Source organism: Paenibacillus sp. SEL1 (genome assembly GCF_054602535.1).
Window position 1 is genome coordinate 2382443 of the sequence record NZ_CM137723.1, and the last position, 22558, is coordinate 2405000.

Below are 22558 nucleotides of genomic sequence, written 5' to 3' on the forward strand. Positions count from 1 at the left end.
GGGAAGATTAAATAATGAATCCAATACACGGAGTTAAAATTATGCTGGCAGATGATGAGCCTCATATTTTGCAATTTTTAGAGCTTGGACTGATTAATGAAGGATATGAAGTTAGAACCGCCGAGAACGGGAGTGAAGCGCTCGATTTGGCAAGAGAGTTTCGCCCGCATGTAGCGGTGCTGGATGTGATGATGCCGGAAATGAACGGTTTTGAGGTGTGCCAAAGTCTCAAGGAGACGGAGGATAACATCGCTGTCATTATGCTGACCGCCAAGGATGATGTAGACGATCGGGTAAAGGGTTTGAAAATCGGCGCGGATGATTATGTTGTGAAGCCCTTCAGTTTTAATGAGTTGCTGGCTCGCATTGAAGCGCGCTTGCGCAATCAGTTCCCCGATCTGCTGGGCGAAGTGGTTCACGGACCCTTTCAAGTGGATGATCGACGGAAGGAAATTCGTTATCAGAGTCAGGTGCTGGAGCTGTCGCCTACCGAATATGAACTATTGAAGTTTCTGGTGCTAAACCACGGGATTGTGCTGAGTAAAAGTCGTATACTGGACCGGGTATGGGGGTACGATTTTGGGGGCGAGGATAATATTGTTGAAGTGTACATCCGCTCCTTACGTGAAAAACTCAAAGACAAGGAGCACCGGGTCATTCGTACGCTGCGCGGTGTGGGATACCGGGTGGATCTGCTATGAAGGCGGGCGGGAAAAGTCGGAGAAAATATGCGCTCCGTTCTCTCCGGTCCCAGCTTTTAGCCAGAACGTTACTCATTTTGGCTTTACTGCTCGTATTAATTGGTTTTCTACAATATTTTCTGATGAAAGATTTTCTGTATCGCAGTCGGGCAGAAGCTATGGATACGCAGCTGAATTCAATTCCTGCCGATTTATTGATTAAGGATTCACAGGAGCAGAGTGGGGTAACCGCTCCCCAAGAACAAACCAATCGGAGGAATAATCGACCGGGGCCGTTTTTGTTCTGGCCGGATATGTCGCTCGCTTCTATAGATATAGATGGCACCTTCCAGAGCTTGTCCAACGAAAACGGGCTTAAGCCGCCACGTCTCACCACTGAGCAATATCAAGCGATGCAGCAGAGCAAACGTATGCGTCACGGCTATCAATTAATCACGGATGCTCAGGGGAAAGAGCAACTGGTTGTATTCCGTCCGCTCGGTCCACCTGACCGTTCGTCCGGTTTACTTCAAATGGGCGTATCCACGAATTCTATGCAAGAGCAGTTGATTAACCAGCTCCGCACCTTTATTTTATTGTCACTGATTGCGCTTGCGATTGGGTTGGCGCTTATGCTTCCTGTGCTGCGCCGCACGTTGGTCCCCCTCTCCAGGATGGTCGAGGCAGTCAAACGTATTGATGCGGGCAATCTGGCCGAGCGCTTTGACGCAGAGCAGGGGCAGTATGAGGTGGATCGTTTGGCAGTTTCATTTAACGGGATGCTGGAACGGTTGGAGCATTCGTTTGCTGCCGAACGGGAATTGCAGATGCAGATGAGACGATTTATTGCGGATGCTTCCCATGAACTGCGCACCCCGCTCACATCTATTCACGGTTTCTTGGAAGTGCTGCTTCGTGGAGCAGCATCCAATCCGAAGCAGCTCCAATCAGCACTAGAAAGTATGTATGGTGAATCCAAGCGCATGAATAAGCTTGTCTCTGATTTACTATTGTTGGCTAAGCTGGACCGAACACCGGAGTTGAAACTGGAGGACATGTCACTAGATGCGTTGCTGTTGGAAATGAAACCGCAGCTCCTTATGCTGGCAGGTACACGTAAGGTAGTTTTTGATATGACGGCAGGTATACGGGTGTTGGCAGAGGGGGATAAAATCAAGCAGGTAGTGCTCAACCTGTTTCACAATGCTGTTCAACATACTGATATGGAAAGAGGTGTGATCCAGGTAAACCTGTCTGCAGGTAAGAAGTTGGTGGATATCCAAATTCGTGATAACGGACCAGGCATGAGTAAAGAACAGCTGGAGCGGATATTTGAGCGTTTTTATCGTGGAGATGAATCGCGTACACGTAGCTCAGGCGGGGCGGGCCTTGGTCTGGCCATTACACAGTCTATCGTGGAAGCACACGGCGGGAACATTACGGCCGAAAGCACACCGGGAACGGGAAGTGTATTCAAAGTAACGCTACCTTTAGCGGGAACAGTATAGTATTTAAGATTATGGCGTAACATAAAAATAGCCCCCCGAACCGCGACTTTGGTTAAATAACGGCTCGGGGGGCTTTTTAATTGTTAGTTAATGAGTGCAGCTTTTTGTAAGAGCACATGCAGCACCTTGGCAGATGCCTCACGGGTTGTAGGTGCATTCGGCTGGAAGTAGGAAGAGCCTTTAATCGTGGCTCCGTTAATAATACCTGCCGCACTTACTTTTTCAATACTATCCTTGGCATAGCCTGCAAAGGATGAAGTATCATGGTACGGTGTGCGTGCAGGACCATCGGCTGCTGTTTTGATTTGAAGCAGATCTACTGCTTTGCCCAGCACAACAGCAATTTCTTGACGACTGATATTTGCTTGCGGATCAAACTTGTCGTTGTTGCGACCTGTAATCAATCCGGCCTCATAAGCGGCTGCCACATCCCCGGCATACCAGCTACCTGCCGGAATATCACTGAATGGTGCAGTAGTACCTGGTGTCAGGCCAAGTGCCCGGGTGACCAAGGCTGCAAATTCTGCACGCGTCACGTTTTGCTTCGGTGAGAATTTCGTGTCGGTTGTGCCGTTAATGAGCAACTTATTCGAAAGCGATTGAATTTCGGATTGGGCATACGACGATGAAATATCTTCGAAGCTAACAGGACGTGTCGCCGCTGCATATGTTGAGAAGCCCGGACGGCTTACCTTAACGACGGTAGATCCATCAGCTTGCTTGGTGAAGACGGATGGAACTGGATAGACATTTCCATTCGCCGTATAGAGCACACCAGCTGTATTAGGATCAATTTGACCAGGTACGGTAAAGGATCGGCTAATAAATTGTCCTGGCGCAACTTTGAGCGATTGACTCTTGCCACCAGTGACAAGATTAGCTTCAAACCCTACCGGGGTGCCGATCACATTGGAGCCTTTCAGCTTACTTGTAAAAGTGCTGCTCGCCTCTGTCTGGCTGCTGATTACCACTTCAATGCCTGCACCAGCAGGAACATTTTTCAGAGCGGATACTGGCAAAGCCATAGAAGAGCCTGTATTGCTTACAATCAAGCTGCTTCCTGCTGAAGCCTTGCCCAGCGTTACCAGTTGTGTGGAAGTAAGCGATGCCTTCGTCGTTTGGCCTGCTTGGCTAGTAGCCGACAGTACAATAGCTGTCGGGCTGGAACCTGCTGCTGTCACGGCAGCCTGCAAATCTGCATCGGTTACTGTCAGCGACTGTACATTATTGTTCAATGCAACGGCTGTAGTGATAGTTTTAACAGCCTGTCCTTGTTTCACAACGCTTTGAAGTGAAGGTGCAGATGTAGGGACAGGAGTGGATGTGTTCGTTGTAGCAGAAGGTGTAGTATTGCTTCTGCCGCCACCTCCACCACCTCCGCCTCCACCACTATCGCTGGATGCGGCGCTATTATCCACGCGAATAGCTTTAGTGGCGGTGAAGAGTTTAGGGCCGTCGGCATTGCGTACGACTTCGCCGTCTTTATTCAGTTCTGGAGAACTGACTTCCAGCTTGTATACGCCGTCCTTCAAATGCTGAATCACGGGCTGACCATTAGCATCCAGAACAGGTTTTCCCTTGTCATCTAATTCGACGTAACTTCCGTCAATATCCTTGAAGGAATATGCGCCTTGTTTGAGGCGAGCATTGTCACCTTGTTCCTTGGAGGTCGTAATTCCATCGATCAGACCGATTAATTTATCATCTACGCCGTATACATAAAGCGCGATCTGGTTGGTTTTATCTGTGGTCAGGCGGAATGCCAAATCTGTTGAACGTTGAGCACCTGTACGACTCGGATAAATAATCGGGTTGGTGACACTCAAGTCCTGCAAGCCGAAGCCAGTTGTAGGATTTTCTTTGCCCACATGAACGACGAACGGCAGATGAAGTGTTGGCAGTCCGGCGCTTTTCAGAATAACTTCCCCTTCATATACACCTGTGGCTGCACCCGAATTTGGTTGTACAGACAGGAAGAACGGTTGCGATTTACCCGGTTCTGCCGAGATTGCTCCATTCGCGCTCACACCTTGCAACTGAACGGCAATGTTGCTCACGTCAGGTGTAGCAATCGGTTGAGTTGGATCAGAAGTTACATTATCATGTAAAACGGTGCTGGCTTCATATTGCACAGTGTTAGCCGACAAGTTTTTGAGTTGAAGCTGAATCTGCTTCGCATCACTACCAGGTCGTAACACCCCGAAGCTGGCGGAAGGATTGTAATTCACAACCTCCTGCCGATTAAAGTTCTTGTCGAGAATCGTAATCTTTTCGACGGTTTCCAGCAGGGCTGGCGTCTGAATCGCATTAGCGATGTTTACAAGGCCTGCACCTTGGGAATACACATCATATTGGATTTTATCCTCATCAAAGAGTGTAATCGAAGTGTTGGCGAGCGCAGCGCGGATATCAAACGGTGTCCAGTTCGGATGCTGCTGCTTCAGCAGCACAGCAAGTCCAGCCACATGTGGAGACGCCATACTTGTACCGTTGCTACGTTTGTAAGCCTGCTCATAAGATGCATCTGGATAGAACTTGGCGAAAGCAGGGTAGGTTGATAAAATGCCAACACCTGGTGCGCTCACGTCCGGTTTGATACTGAGCAGTTCATCTCCGTTCGGTCCGCGGGAGCTGAAATCGGCCATGGTATTACCAGCATTATCTGTGCGAATATAGTCTGCTCCAAAGGAAACGGAGAACTTTTCTCCAGCGTTGTCTACGATTTGTTTAGCCAGTGCACGGCCTTCCTTACCTTTCATGTCAAAGGTTGGAATAAAGTCAAAGCTGTCACCCAAATTGGAATTAACGTAGTCATCGCGACCTGAAATACTTTCCCCTAAATCAGCTTTGGTGATGTCGCTCGCTTTCGTATTCCCATTAAAAACGATAACAGCCTTCGCACCGTTTTTTTTCGCATTTGTGATTTTATCCACGAATGCCAAGTTGCCGCGTGAAACGAGGACGATTTTTCCTGCTACGTCTTTCCCTTCAAAATCATCAGGTTGTCCCAGATTCGCATATACGAGCTCATAAGGGGCAGTTCCCAAAATGGAGGCAAAGTCTTCTCTGCCTGTCTCCCAGCCCATCAAATTAAAATCATAATGTGCATAAGCATCATTAGTTACGGTCTTTTTCAATTCACCGTTAGCCTCCCAATAGGTGTCACGGGTGACCGAAGCTGTACCTGAGAAGCTTTTGCTCGGCGAAGTAGCTGCACCGACGGAAATCGCCAGCTGTGATGTTGCGGGAGAACCCATGGAATAAAAATAGGGGCCTTCCTGTGCCGCATTACCATTCGCTATGACCGCGACTACGCCGGAAAGTACAGCATTATTAATAGCAATGGAATCTGGGGAGTTCGGGTCCTTTTCGGAATCCGAGCCCAGCGACAGGTTAATGACGTTCATACCATCTTTGACAGCGTGTTCAATGCCATCAATGACCTGTGCGGAGGAACCGGAGGAACGACCCGTCTTGGTATTGCGTCCAAGCACTTTATACACGTATAAGTCCGATTTATAGGCAATACCCTTTTGTACAATATCTGAGGATTTATTTGCGGCTTTACCGGCAATCGTGCCGGAGACATGAGTACCATGTGTCGTTCCGCTAAAACCTGTGCCGTAAGGGTCATTTTCTTTTTCAAGGAACGGTTCTTCGTAAGGGTCGTTGTCTTGTTCAAAAGAGTCATATCCGCCTTTATAGGCTTCTTTCAAATCCGGATGCTCATAATCGATACCGGTATCAATAACCCCGACCTTGATTCCCTCGCCATTCAATCCTTTGGCCCAGGCTTCAGGAATACCAATCTGGTCCAGCGGTGCGTTATCATAAGTGGCTTCAGTGGCTGTAAGTGTTGGCGGGTCCTGTACGGGGATGGAATAATACGTTTTGTTTTCATGAATGGATTTTACGCCTGGCAGTTTAGCCAGTTCTGGAATCTTATTGGCTGGTAATGTGACCTCCAAGCCGTTAAGCACCGTGTTGTACTGGTAATTCACCTGAAGAGAAATGCCATGCTCAGCGGCTTGGTCCACGAACGTAGTTTGCTCGGTGGCAATCGCGGATTCCGCTTTTTGCTCAGATTGAGCTGTGAAAGCTTGGACGCCTGAACGTGCCGCATATTTGTCCACGGCTAGGGGCTCACCATCAAGCTGTACGATAACTCTGACCTGGCGGGAAGAATCTGTGCTTAGCTCTGGCGAAATGAAGGCCGGAGCCGCCTCAATAGTCAATGCTTGCTGAGCTTTTAAAAATGAGTTGATTTGTAGATCTGCGGTAGCAGCAGAACTGACAGACGGCAGAGACAAGCTTACCGTCAAGGCAAGAGCGAGTGATACGACAGGTATTTTTTTCAAAATGATCGGCTTTTTCAAAGATTTCCCTCTTTTCAATCAAAATATGATATGTCTACATACTAGGATTTGAAGCCACTGCCGTTGTTCTCACGCCTCCCTTAATATCTAAAATAATAGAATTGACCACTGGTGACTAACTTGCCAGTTTTGAGGCATATCTTACCATATTGGTGGGATATATTACTATATGTTTTTTATATTTTTAGAAAAAATAAGGGTAACATTACATGTAGATTCCATGGAAATGTTATGAATTTACTAGATTATTTTTGAAAACAATCGAAGGGGAATGGGAGAATGCGAGATTTAATGATATAATCTGCATTGGAATTGTTGAGGTTTCACAATCATGTAAAATGCCTAAGGCAAAGGAGTCGATTATGTTGGCAAAAACGTTGATTTTCGGGCATAAAAATCCGGATACGGATACCATTTGCTCAGCTATTGCTTATGCAGACTTAAAAACCAAACTGGGCGCGGACGTAGAGCCGGTTCGTCTGGGCGAGGTGAACGGGGAAACGCAGTATGCACTGGATTATTTCAAAGTGAGCGCGCCACGTCTGGTTGAGCAGGTTGCTGCTGAAACGGACAACGTCATTCTGGTCGATCATAATGAACGCCAGCAAAGCGCCGCTGATATTGACAAGGTACGTGTAACTGAAGTCATCGACCATCACCGGATTGCTAACTTTGAAACAAGCCAGCCGTTATACTTCCGCGCTGAGCCGGTGGGTTGCACAGCCACCATTTTGAACAAGCTCTACAAGGAAAATGGTATAGCGATTCCGAAAGAAATCGCAGGTCTAATGTTGTCCGCGATTATTTCCGATTCCCTGTTGTTTAAATCCCCAACCTGCACGGATCAAGACGTAGCTGCTGCTCGTGAACTGGCTGAAATTGCTGGTGTAGATGCAGATCGTTACGGATTTGACTTGCTTAAAGCGGGAGCTGATTTGAGTGGTCATACCATTGAACAGTTAGTAAGTCTGGATGCCAAAGAATTTCAGATGAATGGTCGCAAAGTGGAAATTGCTCAAGTGAACGCAGTAGACGTCAACGATGTGCTATCGCGTCAAGCTGACCTAGAAGCTGCATTATCCCAAACCATTGAGGCCAAAAATCTCGATCTGTTCCTGTTCGTTGTAACAGACATCGTGAACAGTGATTCCATTGGTATTGCCCTGGGAAGCCAAGCACAAGCGGTTGAGAAAGCCTATAATGTTCAGTTGGACGACAATAAGGCTGTTCTAAAAGGCGTTGTATCGCGCAAATCGCAAATTGTGCCTGTATTGACTGACGCTTTTAACAGTTTGTAATGATAAATAATAAGCCTCCTGAGCCCGACTGCATAATGGCAGTGGAAGCAGGAGGCTTATTTTTATTTCTTCAGTTCTGCCAGGACATCTCCGATGCGGAATTCAAATGCCAATTTCAACTGATCGCTCATCAGATGCCAGGCGTTTTCAGCTACAGCGAGATCGCCGCTATGAGTAAAGGCATGTGCGGCACCCATGTATTTTTTATACTTCACGGGGACATCTGCTTCAATCAGCCGTTTGGCATACAACTCGGCTTCGTCAGCCAAGGAGTCCAACTCCGCGGTTATGATCAGAGCAGGAGGGAGATTATGTAGTGATTCTGCAAAAATGGGGGAAACCAATGGATTTCGCGCCTCATCTGGTGAATGCAGATAACTTTCATTAAAGATTTTTGCTACTCGTGGCGGAATCCCCTTCTCGAATTGGGGCTTCAATTTAGGATCTGTAGCAATATCCAGTGGTGGGTAATCCAGTACCTGATATACAATCGGAAATTCCTTGCGATCCCGGGCCATAAGACACAGCGCCGCCGCTAGATTGCCACCCGCACTGTGTCCCCCGACCGCAATGCGTTGAGGATCTACGTTAAGCACATCAGGATGCTTGTACAACCATTGGGTCACCTCATAGCTTTCCTGTAGCGGGATAGGGAATTTATGTTCTGGGGCCAAGCGATAATCGACATTAACGACGACGCAATTCGCACGTTCAGCAATGACCGGGCACCAGGGATCATCCATCTCGGCGCTACCCATTACAAAACCGCTGCCATGGAAATTAACGAATACAGGGAGTGGATCAGCAGACCGGTGAGAAGGTTCATATACAATCACCCTGGAGTCACCAATAGAGGTGGGGATGATCCTTTCCTTCCGATGTACTTTGGGAGAATGCGAAGGTTTGAAATCGGACGCAGCTACCATTCTGCCAGCCGATATGCGAGCAAGTTTGACGAACAGTTTTTGTCTCAGTCTTCGCACCATTTTTCTCTCTCCTCTCTGGAGTCGGTTAGACGCGAACCTTTAACATCTTCAAACGCAGAACGTACGCGTGACAAATAGGTTTGGAACTGACAGATTTCCGACTCACTAAAGTCTGACATCAGACGTGAAGCCAGCCCTAGGAAAAAGGGATCCATCTGTTGAATTTTACTTCTTCCTTTATCGTTCAGGGACACGAACACTCCCCGCTTGTCATTGGGATCGTCATATTTATTAATGAATCCCTCTTGTTCGAGAGAAATAACCATAGAACTGATTGCTGCCCGGCTTACACCCATCTTATCAGCCAAAGCAGAAGGAGATGACATTTCATCTCTTTGCGCTGAAAGTACACAAAGCGCGATATATTGCCCGTAGGAGAGACCAAATTCACGTGAACGTTTTTCCATATTTTTTCGTATTTCATACGTTATGGAAAATAAATCTACCAAAACACCAATCGGTTTATTGCCACCTGGAAAGAGATTATAGGCCAGTTGACGAATTTCGGAGTCCAAAAAAAAGAACATGCGATCCACCTCGATGTAGTTAATTAGTTAACTGTAATTTAATTAACCACTGGTTGCAATGATTTATACAAACTTTGTTCCGCATTTTTTAAAAATATATCTGCAAAACGTTATATCCAGGGGCCGATACACTGATCGAGGCCCTGATTCACAAAGGCTTGTATGGAGGGCTGGCGCAGGGTACGTCCTTCTTGCCATCGCCACTCACTATATTGAACCTTGGCGGTGTACATGGGTTGCACCCAAAATGCGTCTTGATGCCGATCCGGTTTATTGCTAAAAGGTCGCTCCGATATGGTATGTGGCAGCAGGCGCTCGGTAAGCTGACGCCAATCTTCCCGAGTCAGCTTACCCGTACCCACATGTCCGATATAGCGCAGCATTCCTTGTTTATCATATTGGCCCAGCAACACAGCGTTGATAAGGCCTCCGTTTAGGGTATAGCCACCGATAACGGCAATGATATCGCCATAATTTTTGACTTTGACCCATCGTCCGTCTTTTCCGCCCAATGTGTACGGACTATCCAGCTTTTTACACACAATGCCTTCCATTCTTTGGTTGCACATGACCTGAAATAGAGCTTGTCCATCAGGATGAGCGGGAGCCAGTTGAATCCGTTCATTCGGTATGATGATCTGATGCAGCAGTTCAAGCCTTTCCTGTAACGGTTTAAGATGAACCCACTCCCCGTTCAGATAAACAATATCAAACAACATGTAAGTAGCGGGTACAGCTTCATAGGCTGACTGAATTCGATCCGTTCGACGAATCAGATCCCTTCGCATAATTTCATGGAACGATGGCTTACCGTCGGCACCGAGTGCGATCATTTCCCCGTCCAATATGACCGAATCAGCCTTACAGTAGGAGGGGAAGAGAGCAAGCTCCGGGTATAAAAGCGTTCGTTCGTGCTGTTTGCGGTTGAACAGACGCGTGCTGCCCTGGTCGTGATACGTCAAAATTCTCGTACCGTCCCATTTTATTTCGTAACGCCAAAGGCCTGTTGCATCTACAGGTACTTTTTCGCTCAGTTCCGGTTCAAACGGGATGACAGGTTTTAATTCCGTACGCAACGCAGCACCTCCCTTGCCTTCATTGGAATAAATATAGTGTCGACGATAGATCTTATTTTATGTATGTGATGTTTCGCTGATTCCTAAATAGGGGAATGATAAGGATATCTTGCGCCGGCATGAAGTGATTGCAGTAATTCGTAATTCGTTAGCATGGAGTTGTAACGGGATGTTCTTCAGTCAGAAAGGAGATTGGTTTCATGAGACAAATTCGCGAGGAGGACCATGCAGTAGTCATGGTGGATGATGGGCAGGTAGTTGCAGAAGTAGGCTATAAATCCATAGATGACCACTCGTTGGTCATTGACCATACATTTGTATCCGAGCAGTTACGGGGTCAAAAAATCGGCAAGGAGCTTATCGACCGAGTGGTTGATATGGCAAGGAATGAGCATAAAAAGGTTATTCCTGCTTGCTCGTACGCGCTTGCTCTATTCAAGCGCCATCAGGAATACAGTGACGTATGGCAGCAATGAATATGGATCATCAAGGCTGCTTAATTGCATAACCGATACAACACCGGAGCGGGTAATCAGACCTTCCCGGTGTTTTTTGTGTGCATAAAGCTTGTAAAATCAATGCATTCTACCGTTGATACAGGGAAGTAAAGGGCTATTCTCAAATGTTGAATCATATTTTCTGACAGATGGCTATGAAATTGTTCATACTGTTGTCACTTCACAGGCTGTCCATCAGTTCTATATAATATATTATGGTTATGACTACAACAGTAACGAAAACCTGAATTTAACGAAGGAGACGCTCATGATGAATAAAGCGAGTGAGGACAAGCAGTACGTTCCAACGAGCAATCGTAATTTTACAGCCTTGATTATCACCGTTTCCATTATAGCCAACGTGATTATTTTGCTGCTGTTCTTTTCGCCGATCGGATACCAGGGTAGTGTGAGTTTTGATCTCACTATTTTCCCAAGGCTGAATGCGATTTTTAACAGCTTCACATTTATTTTTCTGGTGGCTGCACTGGTTGCTATTTTCAAAAAGAACATTAAGCTTCATAAAACCTTTGTTTTGCTGGCCTTCGCCAGTACCGTTTTATTTTTATTTTCCTATCTGACCTTTCACTACATTTCTCCGGAAACTGCAAAATATGGTGGGGTGGGTATCCTTCGGCCAATTTACTTTACGCTGTTGATTTCGCATAGCATACTGGCTGCGATTATTGTACCGCTGGCCCTGTTCACGGTTGTATGGGGATGGACGATGCAGGTAGCAAAACATCGTAAGATTGCACGCTGGACGATGCCGATTTGGCTATATGTGAGCTTGACCGGGGTACTGGTGTACGTTTTCATGGCCCCATACTATTAATAGCTGTGAACCCTTTGCGGGTTGATTTAGGGAAATGGCGTCTCTGCTGAAGAGACGCCTTTTTTGTATCCAATAAAAGAAAAATTATTCCTTCTAAATTTATTTTATTGAAAAAACGTTCCTTCTTTAGCGGTATTTCTGCTATAATTTGCCTTAATCAACTAAGAACAAGGGGGTCACCATGTGACAAAGAAAGCGAAAGGCAGGTTACGGTTGCTTGTATCTATGCTAGCGCTGGTTGTACTGCTGAGCAGCTGCGGTGGTGGAGGATCAAAGTCGGAAAAGGTTGACGGAGGGAAAGTAACACTGCAATTTTGGACCATTGCACTACAACCTACATTTACCCCGTATTTCAATCGGGTGATTGCCGATTATGAGCAGAAGAACCCCAATGTCAAAATTGACTGGAAGGATTACCCTTATGACGCAGTAACCAACAAGCTGTTGACAAGTATCGCTAGCAACAGCAGTCCAGATGTAGTCAATCTCAATACAGAATTTGCTAGCCAAATGGGCTCCAAGGGTGCTGTTGTTGATATGAATGAGCATTTGTCGCCCGAGGAAAAGGCTGCTTATTTCGAGGGTATTTATAATTCTACAGTTATTAACGGTAAAGCTTATGCGCTACCCTGGTATACCGGTACAGAAGTGCTTTACATGAATACAAAGCTGGTCAAAGCTGCCGGATTGGACCCTGCTCATCCGCCCAAAACCCGGGAGGAATTGTCTGAATGGGGCCGTCAGATCAATAGAAAAATTGGCAAGGCAGGCTATGCTCAGCAGCTTGTATCCAAGCTTTTCGCTGTGGACGGCATTCCTATCCTAAATAAAGAAAAGACAGCAGCGGCGTTCAACACACCAGAAGCAGTCACTATGATTGATAATCTGAAAAAACAGATGGAAGATGGCATTGTACTCAAGGAAGACGCTGAATTCTCACAACAAGTGAAATATTATGCCGGCGAGCAGGTTGCTTTCGAGCTGGCAGGCCCGACGTTCATCAATTTTATCAAAACGGCAGCGCCGGATGTTTATAAGAACACAATTGCTGTCCCTGTCCCAACCGGTAAAGCCGATGTGCGGCTCTCCAACTCCATGGACCTGGTCGTACCTGCTAAGTCTGCACATGTGGACGAAGCGGTGAAATTTGCTGTTTTCTTGACAAACGCAGAGAGTCAAACCGCTTTTTCTAAAGCGGCAAATACACTACCTTCCACGAAAGACTCCATTAAAGATCCATATTTTACTCAGTCTGACAAATCATTAGAAGCACAAGCCAAGGTAGTATCCGCGCAAAGCTTGGATAAGGCGACAGATTATATGGTCGGTGTGCCTAATGCCAAAGATGTGAACAGTGCCATCGCGCGAGCTTTACAAAATATGGTATTGAATGGCACGGATACGAAGCAGACGCTTACTGCTTTGGAGCAGGAAGTGAACGATATTTTAAAGCAATAGGTTTGACAGGGGAGTAAGTGAATACTCCCCTGTTCATTTATCAAAATCAGGTGGTGATGCAGCATGATCAAATGGTTGAGGTCGGAGTCCTTTACGGCCTGGGCCTTTATGACGCCGGGACTGTTATTGCTTGCCGTCTTTGTATTTTGGCCTATTATTTACAGCATTCCGCTGGCATTGACGGACTACTCTGTCATATCAGACACCCATTTTGTCGGCTTGGATAATTTTGAAGCGGCGTTTAAGGACCATAACTTTCTTATTTCGATTTGGAACTCATTGTTGTACGTGCTCATTGTCCCCTTTCTTCAAATTTTCTCCATCCTGATGGCTGTGCTTGTGAATAGCCGTATCCCGGGAATTAAAATATTTCGTACGACCTACTACATCCCTGTTGTGACTTCGATGGTAGCGGTAGCCTTAATTTGGAGCTGGCTGTTGGGCAAAAACAGCATAGTGAACTACTTGCTCATGCAGGTCGGCTTGATTAGCAAAGACATACACTGGTTATCGGACAGCAACTTGGCTTTGTATGTACTAATGTTCATCACAATGTGGAAGGGACTCGGGTATTATATGATGCTCTATCTGGCTGGATTACAAAATATTCCCCAAGATCTGTACGAAGCCGCTAGAGTCGACGGAGCAAGCCGATGGCGTCTGATTGTCCATATTACTCTTCCACTGCTGAGACCCTACGTTCTGTTCTGTACCCTTATATCGCTCATGTCAGCTATTCGCGTATTTGATGAAGTATATGTACTAACCAAGGGTGGACCGGGAACGGCCACGTTGACATCCAGCTTGTATATTTTTCAAAAGGGCATGGAGCAGTTTAATTTTGGATATGCTTCCGCGCTTGGCTTAATTGTCGGTGCAATGATTGCCGTACTTAGTATTATCGTATTCCGATTCAATAGGAAAGGCGGTGTCAATCCCTATTGATGAATCTAAAGGATGACAAAATGCTACGCTCATCTCTTCCTAAAAAGGAAAGCAGCCGCATCATGCACAGTCTTGCTCGAATACTGAGAATGACGGTCATCTACGTGCTTCTAGTACTACTCGCCCTCTTTTTAATGGGACCGTTCCTATGGCTGCTCAGCGTATCCCTCATGCCAGGCCGCAACATTTTTTCAACGCCACCCGCTATTTTTCCGACCTTTATTGATTTCGACAACTACGTTCAGGTGTGGCAGTTCATGAATTTTCCAAAGTATATGCTGAATACGGTCATCATTACGGTGTTGGGCGTTGTGCTTAATGTGGTGCTCGCCAGTCTGACAGGATATCCCTTGGCTGTGTTTCGTTTTAAGGGTAAAAATCTGGTGTTTACGCTGCTGATTGCCACGATGATTATTCCTTCCTACACCGCATTTATTGTGCATTATCTGACCATTCAAGGGCTTCATCTAGGCAATACCTATTTGGGTGTGGTGTTGCCTGGGGCAGTCTCCGTTTTCAACATTTTTCTAATGCGACAGACGTTTATCCATATTCCTACCGATGTGCGTGATTCCGGTAAAATGGACGGCGCTTCGGAGTTCCGAATTTGGTGGCAGCTGGTGCTTCCGCTGGTCAAGCCAGCGCTGGCTGTAATCTCTCTATTGGAGGCGATGTCGTTCTGGAACAGCTTTCTGTGGCCTATCGTTATTTTGAACGATACGGAGCTATATCCGCTGGCAGCTGCGCTCACGTATCTCAACGGTCAATTTGCCTATAACTTCGGCTGGATTGCTGCAGGCACAATGATTTCGGTACTGCCGATCATTATATTGTTCCTGTTTACGCAGCGCTACTATATGGAAGGTCTGGCGGGAGCGGTAAAAGGATAAGCCAGTAGTTACGGCTACGAAGAGCCTGTGAAGGGAAGGAGACGATTGCGATGAAATTGTCCAAAGGAATGGGGCCTCATTCAGGTGTAGGGCTATCGCGGCAGGAGATACAATATTTTTTTCGTGATGTGTATGACAGCGAGGAAAGGCTGGTTATCTCCGAACCGCGACTGATCTGTGAACTGTCCTCTCGCTTTGCAATGAATCAGGAGTATGAAGGTGTGCTGGACCCTGAGGGACCGATCAAGCTCATTGTACCTCCAGGACCGGGTGTACCGACTGAAACACGGGGAAGCGTACAGTTGGTGCTCGAATATGACGGAACGCTTGCTGCAGACGGATATCGGTTGGACATTCAGAAGGACGGGCGGATTGAAATCCACGCTTCTAATAAAAGAGGGCTCAAATACGGCATGGATGCCCTGCATCTCCTACTTCAGGTGGAACAGGAGCGATGTACTCTGCCGGTGATGTCTATTCGGGATGAGCCTTCCTTTCCGGTCCGAGGAATTATTGAGGGCTTCTATGGGAAACCGTGGAGTTTCGCGGATCGGCTGGATGCCGTCCGTTTTATGGCTGCGCATCGGATGAACACGTTCATGTATGCCCCCAAGGATGATCCATATCATCGTGAGCTATGGAGAGAACCGTACCCTGAGGATACGTTTGACCAGATCCGCGAATTAAAGGAAGCCTGCGAACGGCATGAGGTTGATTTTCATTATTGTATCAGCCCAGGGAACGACCTGAGCTTTGGTAGCGATGAAGATTTTCTCAAATTGACGGAAAAGCTGACGGCCGTGATTGCGATTGGCGTACGTCATTTTTCTGTATTAATGGATGACATTGACTACGTACTCAAAGGGGAAAATCGACATTTGCTGGGCCGCTCGGGTCACGCTCATGTCTTTTTGACGAACAAGGTGCATGCATGGCTGGCTGAACGACTGCCTGAATTTACGCTGACGGTCTGTCCTTCGGAATATTGGTCATATTGGGATACCGAATACAAAAAGGATTTCCGTGAGCTGCTGCATCCGGAGATTAAGGTGTTCTGGACGGGGTACTTTGTTTTTGCTCCACAGATTAGTCGCGAGCACGCCGCTGATAATCATGCATACTTTGGGCATGAGCTGTGGCTGTGGGATAACATCCCGGTGAATGATTGTGACCATGATCGGTTATTCCTTGATCCGCTACGCGGACGGTATTCCGGGCTACCGGACTGCGGACATACCGGTATGGTGGCCAACCCGATGAATCAGTGGGAATGCTCCAAAGTGACGCTCATCACGATGTCCCACTACATGTGGAACAGTGAACGGTATATGCCTGAGCTATCTTGGGAATGGGCTGCGCGGGAGTTAGCGGGAGAGCGTGCGGATGAACTGATGTTTTTCTGTCGTCAAAACAGGAACAGCCGATTAGGCGGCAACACGTATGAGGACGTGGACCTTGCTTTGAAAATGCGCGATATCCCTGCGCTGGATATGTACTTTGAGCGGCTGCTTCAGGCGGTGAGCGTCCTACGGAACGTGCCTGCCGATGATCTAGCCGCAGGGTTCGTGTCCCAGGCCGCGCCGTGGCTGGAACGTGCCGAGCTGGACGCGGGCCTGTGGCAGGTGCTGCGTCAAGCTGCGCTCAGCAGCGAGCGACAGGACGATGCACAGTCGGGGGAGAGCAGCACGTCGAGCGAAGCAGTTGAAGGGCCAGAGCCGTCGCCTCTGACGGACGAAATCGCAGGAGAACTGCGACGCGGTATCACTGCTTGCTTAGAAGCGGAGGCTCGGCTGGGTAGCAATCCGGCGATCCGAGCCGCCGCGCAGTGGGGTTATGTCGATCAGGATGAACAAGGCAAATATCGGCTGATCTTGTGAGTGTTTGCGATGGATTAAGAAACCAAGGCAGCATAGCTGCCCTGAAAATAATCATTTGCCGTTAGGATAACGGTAATTTTCAGGAGAGGTGGAATGTACGGTGAGGTCAAACACCCGATTACTTTTTATACCGCTGGATGAGCGGCCCTGTAATTATCAATTTCCTTATTTACTGGCACAAGGCACAGACTTGGAAATGGAGCGGCCCCCATTGGAATGGATGGGACAAAAGAAAACCCCTGGCGATACGACCAGACTATGGGCATGGCTCGAAGAACGCGCAGCGACTGCTGATGGAGCCATTGTTGCGATGGATACGTTGCTGTACGGAGGAATCGTACCTTCTCGACTACACGGTATGTCGAGCGAGCAGGTCAGAGATAGAGTGAATCGGCTTCGCAGGCTAAAGCAATTATATCCGCAACTGACTCTGTATGCATTTCAACTGATTATGCGTTGTCCGCAATACTCTTTGGCTGATGAAGAACCGGATTACTATGCCGATTGGGGCCGTGAGATATTCAGAAAGGGCTTCATTGAGCATCGTCAGGAGCTGGGGATCGCTACCTCAGAAGAGTTGCTCGAATTAGCTGATATCAGCGAGCGTTTGCCAATGGAAATACTGGATGATTACCTGGGGCGTCGCCATGTGAATTTGACGGCCAATGAAGTAGCACTGGATCTCGTAGCAGAAGGTATCATTGACTTTATGATCATCCCACAGGATGATTCGGCTCCCTACGGCTATACCGCCAAGGATCAGCAGCGGCTAAGAAGTCGTATTTCTGAGCTTGGGCTGGATTTGAATGTATACATGTACCCGGGGGCAGATGAAGTGGGTTGTACGTTGCTGGCTCGTTGGGTTAACAAGATGAATAATGTAGTCCCACTGGTGTATCCTCGATTGTCTGCTTTGCAGGGGGCATTCGTAGTTCCGCTTTTTGAAGATCGCTATTTTTACGAAACCTTAAAATATCAGATTATGGCGGCAGGTGGGCTAATAGCTTCCTCAGCAATGGAGGCTGATTTGATTTTGTTGGCTAACACACCCGGTGACACGATGGCAGAAGCTTCATCCCAGCAGCGTGCAATGACCGGATATGATGTACATCGGAATGTAGTAGAGCTGGTTGAGTACGGTTCTTATATGCTGCAATATGCGGGTCAAAATGTTGCAGTTGCTGATGTGGGCTACGCCAACGGCGCAGATCTCAAGCTAATTAGACTATTGAAGCAAAAAGGACTGCTTTTTAAGCTGGCGGGTTATGCAGGCTGGAATACCAGTTCTAACACGCTGGGCACCGTCATTGCCCAGTCTATGCTGTATACCCACTATGGCTCTACGGAGGAACATTTGGATTTTCTGTCGCTGCGCTACGCCGAGGATGCCTGTTATTGCGCTGTGGTACGTACGGCTATGAATAACGGGATTGTGGAGCAGATGGGTTTTACCAAGTTTATGCTCGATGGACCGAGAGGCTCGGTAGCTGCGGTTATTCACGGACGGCTGGAGCAGGCGCTCAATGAATATGTGAACGGGCCGGAAGGCCGCGTGGAAATTACAGATTGCTACATGCCGTGGAACCGCACCTTTGAAGTCGGATTAACCGTACGGCATCATGCCGAGAAGAGAGGGTGATTCCTATGGGAATGGAAGGTTTGTTATCCAAAGTTCAGCACGGACTGATCGTATCCTGTCAGGCGCTGCCAGGCGAACCGTTGCATGGAGCAGATTCTATGGTCAAAATGGCGCTTGCCGCACAGCAGGGTGGAGCTGTAGCGATTCGCGCCAATGGCGCATCGGATGTACGTGCGATTAAACAGGCGATTTCTCTACCAGTCATTGGCTTGATTAAGCGGGATTATGATGATTCTGATATTTACATTACGCCTACCCTTCGTGAAATGGAGGAACTGGTGGAGGCAGGCGCGGATATCATTGCGCTGGATGCCACATTACGACCGCGCCCAGCGGGATGCAAGCTGAAGAGGCTCATAGATTATGCCCATGAGCAGGGAGTTACTTCCATGGCAGACATTTCGACACTGGAGGAGGCGCTTCATGCGGCCTCTCTTGGCGCAGACTGCGTATCCACCACGTTATCCGGGTATACGCCGTACTCTACTCGGATTGAGGGTCCTGATCTGGAGCTGGTTCGGAGAGCGTCAGAACTGGTTCCTGTTCCTTTAATTGCAGAGGGCAAAATCTATGATCCGGCGCAGGTTGAGGAAGCATTCCGAATGGGAGCACATGCAGTGGTTGTAGGCTCGGCGATTACCAGACCCCAATTGATTACGCAGCGGTTTGCCGATGCCGCAAGGAAGGCAGTGAAATGCATCTATGGAGATGAACGACCGAATTAACACATATTATCCTTCATTAACGAAATCGGAGCAGAAAGTCGCCTTGTGCGTACTGGATCATCCCGCAGACATCATATATTTTTCCGTGACAGAGCTTGCGGATTTTGCAGGTACAGGCGAAACGACCGTCATGCGCTTTTGCCGGAAGATTGGTTTCAAGGGTTATCAGGATTTCCGACTGTCCCTGGCACAAAACCAGACTTATCGTAAAACCGATATGGGCGAGGAGAACATCGACCCAGATGACGAACAAGATATTACGCGTACGGTGTATCACAACATGCTCGATATTTTGCACTCCAGTATGGGACTGCTGGACCATTCAGAGCTTGGCCGTGCGATTGCGTGTCTCGATCAAGCGGGCTATGTTCAATTTTTCGGTGTAGGCGCTTCGGGAATTTCTGCGCAGGATGCTAAAAACCGTTTCTTACGGATCGGGCGTCGCGCCGAGGCTGTGGCAGACGGACATATTCAGTCGATGATGGCGGTGTCCATGAAACCGGGTGATGTGGCTATCGGCATTAGTGTATCAGGAAGTACGCTGGATACGAACGATATGCTGCATAAAGCCAAGCAAAACGGTGCAACTGTTATCGCAATTACGAATTATGCCAAATCACCCATTACCTCCATTGCGGATATCGTGTTGCTGACCGCAGGCAAGGAAGCCCCAATAGAAGGTGGTTCCATCGGCGCTAAAATCTCACAACTATTCGTGATTGACCTCATCTGCGAAGGGCTTGCTCGCAAGCATACGAATCACACCAAACAGATGAAGGAAAAAACAGCGAGGGCCGTTATTGAACGAAGCTATTGAGATTTTTCAGTTGTGAATTGAAAACTTGTGCTCCGACAGTTCAATGACTTGTGTTTGTGGTGCTTATGAATGGTTATTTCAAGTATTGCTATTATTAGAAGGTTTGTACAAAGAGCTAGTAAGCTTTTATGTAGGGCAACTAGGAGGTTGGTGTGGTGGTAGCTGCTGTGAACAGAGTCATTGGAATCGACATTGGGGGCACATCGGTGAAGGCCGCCATAGTGGCACGGGACGGATCGGTGCTTGATGAAATCCGGCTGGATACGGACGCTTCCCGTGGACGTGAATGGGTGTTGTCGCAGGTGTCAGAATCTGTGCTCGGACTGTTGCGTTCTTTTGGGGATACCAGCATCGGTGCCTATATAGATATAGGCGCTCTAGGCATTGCTACTGCTGGCAGAGTAAATGTGGAGAGCGGCGTAGTTGTGTACGCCACAGATAACCTACCTGGCTGGCAAGGTACATCCTTAGTAACGTGGGCTAAAGAAAAACTGGCTTTACGAGCGGTTGCTGATAATGATGCGAACGCCGCTTTACTTGGAGAAGCGTGGCAGGGAGCGGGGAAAGGCAAGCGACGCTTGGTGATGCTCACGTTGGGAACAGGTGTCGGAGGTGCATATATGGAAAATGGCCTCTTGTGCAGAGGGGCTCATTGGAGCGGCGGTGATTGGGGGCACAGTATTCTATACCCCGGAGGACACCCCTGTAATTGCGGAAAAAAAGGGTGCGCCGAGCAATATGTATCGGGGAGCGCCCTGTTACGTCGAGGTAGGGAACACGTCGGTAAATTGTACCGCTCGGGAAACGAGATTGTGAAAGAGGCCGTTCACGGTAACCAGGAGGCAATCCAGGTGCTGGATGATTACACCGCAGATTTAGCTGTACTTCTAGCTAACATCTCGGTGACTCTTGATCCTGAGGGGATCATTGTAGGCGGAGGAGTAGCGGACACGGGAGAGGTCTGGTGGCCCATGCTGGAAAAGCATCTGCACCAATTTGGAGTTCAAACGGAAGTAAGTCGGGCATTGTTGGGCAATCGCGCTGGAATCATCGGCGCTGCACGGCTTGCCTTCGAAATGACCGAGTCCTAGTACAAGAATGAAAGGGGAACGAACCATGACGCAAAAACGGCTTGATACCGACATTGTTGTGATTGGCGGAGGTCTAGGGGGGACATCGGCAGCTCTTGCGGCGGCGAAGGCTGGCATGAGAGTCATCGTGACAGAGGAGACGGACTGGTTAGGGGGGCAGTTAACTTCACAGGCGGTTCCCCCAGATGAGCATCGATGGATCGAACAGTTTGGTTGCACAGCAACATACCGTGAGTTCCGTAATCGTGTACGTGACTATTACCGTCAGAACTATCCGTTAACCGAAGAAGCTCGAAATAATCCCATTCTCAACCCTGGGAACGGTTGGGTAAGCCGTCTGGCTCATGAACCACGGGTAGCTCTGCGGGTGCTTGAAGATATGCTCGCTCCCTATTTGAATACGGGGCGCGTTCATGTATACTATCGCACCGTGCCTATTGCCGTTCAGACGGATGGGGACTGTATTACTTCTGTAACTGTCCGTACCTCGAATAGCGCTGATCATAAGTGTGGATTTAGAGTGCTGCACGGAACGTTTTATCTGGATGCGACAGAGTGTGGTGATCTCCTTCCAATGGCGGGCGTGGAGCATACGAGTGGAGCGGAGTCGCGGGCTGCTACGGGTGAACCTCATGCACTGGAGTGTGCTAACCCTTTTGATATGCAATCTATCACACATGTGGCTGCCGTAGACTATATTCCCCGGGAAAGCTTCATTATAGAGCGGCCGCAACAATATGATTTCTGGAGAAATTATATTCCGTCCTTTTCCCGTTTTCCGATTTTGAGCTGGTTTGCTACTGACGCGGATGATACCAGTAAACTAAAACAGTTCACATTGTTTCCTAACGATCAGGGCATTGTATCCTTATGGGATTATCGTCGTATTGTAGATCCCTCGATATGGAGCAAACCGCTAAATGATGGTGAGGTAACTCTTTTAAACTGGGCGCAAAATGATTATTACCTAGGGCCATTGATAGGTGTCACCGCTCAGGAGCAGGCAAAACATCGAGAAGGAGCGCGTGAGTTGACTCGTTCATTAATATATTGGCTTCAAACCGAAGCGCCCCGGTTAGATGGAGGGTTCGGCTATCCGGGAATTCGACTACGGGGTGATATTCTCGGCACTTCTGACGGTCTGGCTAAAACGGCTTATATTCGCGAGTCACGCCGAATTCAGGCCAATTATATGATATCTGAGTTTGATGTAAGTCGTGAGCTTCGGGGAGAAGAGGGTCCTAAGCGATATACAGACAGTGTAGGTGTAGGTAGCTATCATTTGGATCTTCATCCAACTACGGTATCTCAGCGAACATTCTACATCCCTAAC

18 protein-coding genes (1 of these 18 only partly in view) are annotated in these 22558 nt (G+C 47.9%); 14 read left to right on the forward strand and 4 right to left on the reverse strand.

The window, feature by feature from the left end:
* Positions 1 to 14 precede the first annotated feature (14 nt).
* Positions 15 to 701, forward strand: coding sequence for a response regulator transcription factor (locus tag ACYCSE_RS10870; RefSeq protein WP_061830691.1), 687 nt, complete (start codon positions 15 to 17; stop codon positions 699 to 701).
* Entirely contained in the window at positions 698 to 2188 is a 1491-nt protein-coding gene (locus ACYCSE_RS10875; protein ID WP_459702241.1) for a sensor histidine kinase, read from the forward strand. Before ACYCSE_RS10870 ends, ACYCSE_RS10875 begins: the two co-directional genes overlap by 4 nt.
* 83 nt (positions 2189 to 2271) lie before the next feature.
* Here the strand turns inward: ACYCSE_RS10875 and ACYCSE_RS10880 are convergent, their stop codons facing one another.
* Positions 2272 to 6564 (reverse strand): S8 family serine peptidase, encoded by a 4293-nt coding sequence (locus ACYCSE_RS10880; protein WP_459702242.1) that lies wholly within the window; start codon positions 6562 to 6564, stop codon positions 2272 to 2274.
* A gap of 365 nt (positions 6565 to 6929) precedes the next feature.
* On the opposite strand from ACYCSE_RS10880, the gene ACYCSE_RS10885 reads away from it, so the two are divergent.
* Positions 6930 to 7862, forward strand: coding sequence for a manganese-dependent inorganic pyrophosphatase (locus ACYCSE_RS10885; protein WP_061830773.1), 933 nt, complete (start codon positions 6930 to 6932; stop codon positions 7860 to 7862).
* Positions 7863 to 7924: 62 nt separating this feature from the next.
* Here the strand turns inward: ACYCSE_RS10885 and ACYCSE_RS10890 are convergent, their stop codons facing one another.
* From ACYCSE_RS10890 to ACYCSE_RS10900, 3 genes are all read right to left on the reverse strand, one after another.
* Positions 7925 to 8848: an alpha/beta hydrolase gene (locus ACYCSE_RS10890; protein ID WP_459702243.1), complete on the reverse strand. Its 924-nt coding sequence runs from the start codon at positions 8846 to 8848 to the stop codon at positions 7925 to 7927.
* Positions 8833 to 9375 (reverse strand): MarR family winged helix-turn-helix transcriptional regulator, encoded by a 543-nt coding sequence (locus ACYCSE_RS10895; RefSeq protein ID WP_061830683.1) that lies wholly within the window; start codon positions 9373 to 9375, stop codon positions 8833 to 8835. The genes ACYCSE_RS10890 and ACYCSE_RS10895 overlap by 16 nt, the downstream gene beginning before the upstream one ends.
* Positions 9376 to 9485: 110 nt before the next feature.
* Positions 9486 to 10451: an ATP-dependent DNA ligase gene (locus tag ACYCSE_RS10900; RefSeq protein WP_254327245.1), complete on the reverse strand. Its 966-nt coding sequence runs from the start codon at positions 10449 to 10451 to the stop codon at positions 9486 to 9488.
* Positions 10452 to 10651: 200 nt separating this feature from the next.
* Between ACYCSE_RS10900 and ACYCSE_RS10905 the strand changes: the two genes are divergently transcribed.
* From ACYCSE_RS10905 to ACYCSE_RS10955, 11 genes are all read left to right on the forward strand, one after another.
* Positions 10652 to 10927, forward strand: coding sequence for a GNAT family N-acetyltransferase (locus ACYCSE_RS10905; protein WP_134903211.1), 276 nt, complete (start codon positions 10652 to 10654; stop codon positions 10925 to 10927).
* A gap of 289 nt (positions 10928 to 11216) precedes the next feature.
* Entirely contained in the window at positions 11217 to 11783 is a 567-nt protein-coding gene (locus tag ACYCSE_RS10910) for a DUF420 domain-containing protein (protein WP_013308403.1), read from the forward strand.
* Between the two features lie 183 nt (positions 11784 to 11966).
* Positions 11967 to 13241: an ABC transporter substrate-binding protein gene (locus ACYCSE_RS10915; protein WP_061830677.1), complete on the forward strand. Its 1275-nt coding sequence runs from the start codon at positions 11967 to 11969 to the stop codon at positions 13239 to 13241.
* A 63-nt stretch (positions 13242 to 13304) separates the two neighbouring features.
* Entirely contained in the window at positions 13305 to 14186 is an 882-nt protein-coding gene (locus ACYCSE_RS10920; RefSeq protein WP_250259754.1) for a carbohydrate ABC transporter permease, read from the forward strand.
* Positions 14186 to 15076: a carbohydrate ABC transporter permease gene (locus tag ACYCSE_RS10925; protein ID WP_459702503.1), complete on the forward strand. Its 891-nt coding sequence runs from the start codon at positions 14186 to 14188 to the stop codon at positions 15074 to 15076. The genes ACYCSE_RS10920 and ACYCSE_RS10925 overlap by 1 nt, the downstream gene beginning before the upstream one ends.
* A 50-nt stretch (positions 15077 to 15126) precedes the next feature.
* The gene (locus ACYCSE_RS10930; RefSeq protein ID WP_459702244.1) at positions 15127 to 16953 is read left to right on the forward strand and encodes a protein O-GlcNAcase; all 1827 of its coding nucleotides are present in this window, start codon (positions 15127 to 15129) and stop codon (positions 16951 to 16953) included.
* 100 nt (positions 16954 to 17053) lie between these two features.
* The gene (locus ACYCSE_RS10935; protein WP_459702245.1) at positions 17054 to 18592 is read left to right on the forward strand and encodes a DUF4127 family protein; all 1539 of its coding nucleotides are present in this window, start codon (positions 17054 to 17056) and stop codon (positions 18590 to 18592) included.
* 5 nt (positions 18593 to 18597) lie between these two features.
* Positions 18598 to 19317 (forward strand): N-acetylmannosamine-6-phosphate 2-epimerase, encoded by a 720-nt coding sequence (locus tag ACYCSE_RS10940; protein WP_459702246.1) that lies wholly within the window; start codon positions 18598 to 18600, stop codon positions 19315 to 19317.
* Positions 19295 to 20134: a MurR/RpiR family transcriptional regulator gene (locus tag ACYCSE_RS10945; protein WP_459702247.1), complete on the forward strand. Its 840-nt coding sequence runs from the start codon at positions 19295 to 19297 to the stop codon at positions 20132 to 20134. Before ACYCSE_RS10940 ends, ACYCSE_RS10945 begins: the two co-directional genes overlap by 23 nt.
* 152 nt (positions 20135 to 20286) lie before the next feature.
* On the forward strand, positions 20287 to 21225 hold the full coding sequence (locus tag ACYCSE_RS10950) for an ROK family protein (protein WP_069290896.1): 939 nt from the start codon (positions 20287 to 20289) through the stop codon (positions 21223 to 21225).
* A gap of 25 nt (positions 21226 to 21250) precedes the next feature.
* Positions 21251 to 22558 carry the 5' portion of an FAD-dependent oxidoreductase gene (locus tag ACYCSE_RS10955; RefSeq protein ID WP_459702248.1) on the forward strand. Its footprint extends 303 nt past the window's final position, so the window shows 1308 of its 1611 coding nt (coding positions 1-1308); the start codon lies at positions 21251 to 21253; its stop codon lies off the right edge, out of view.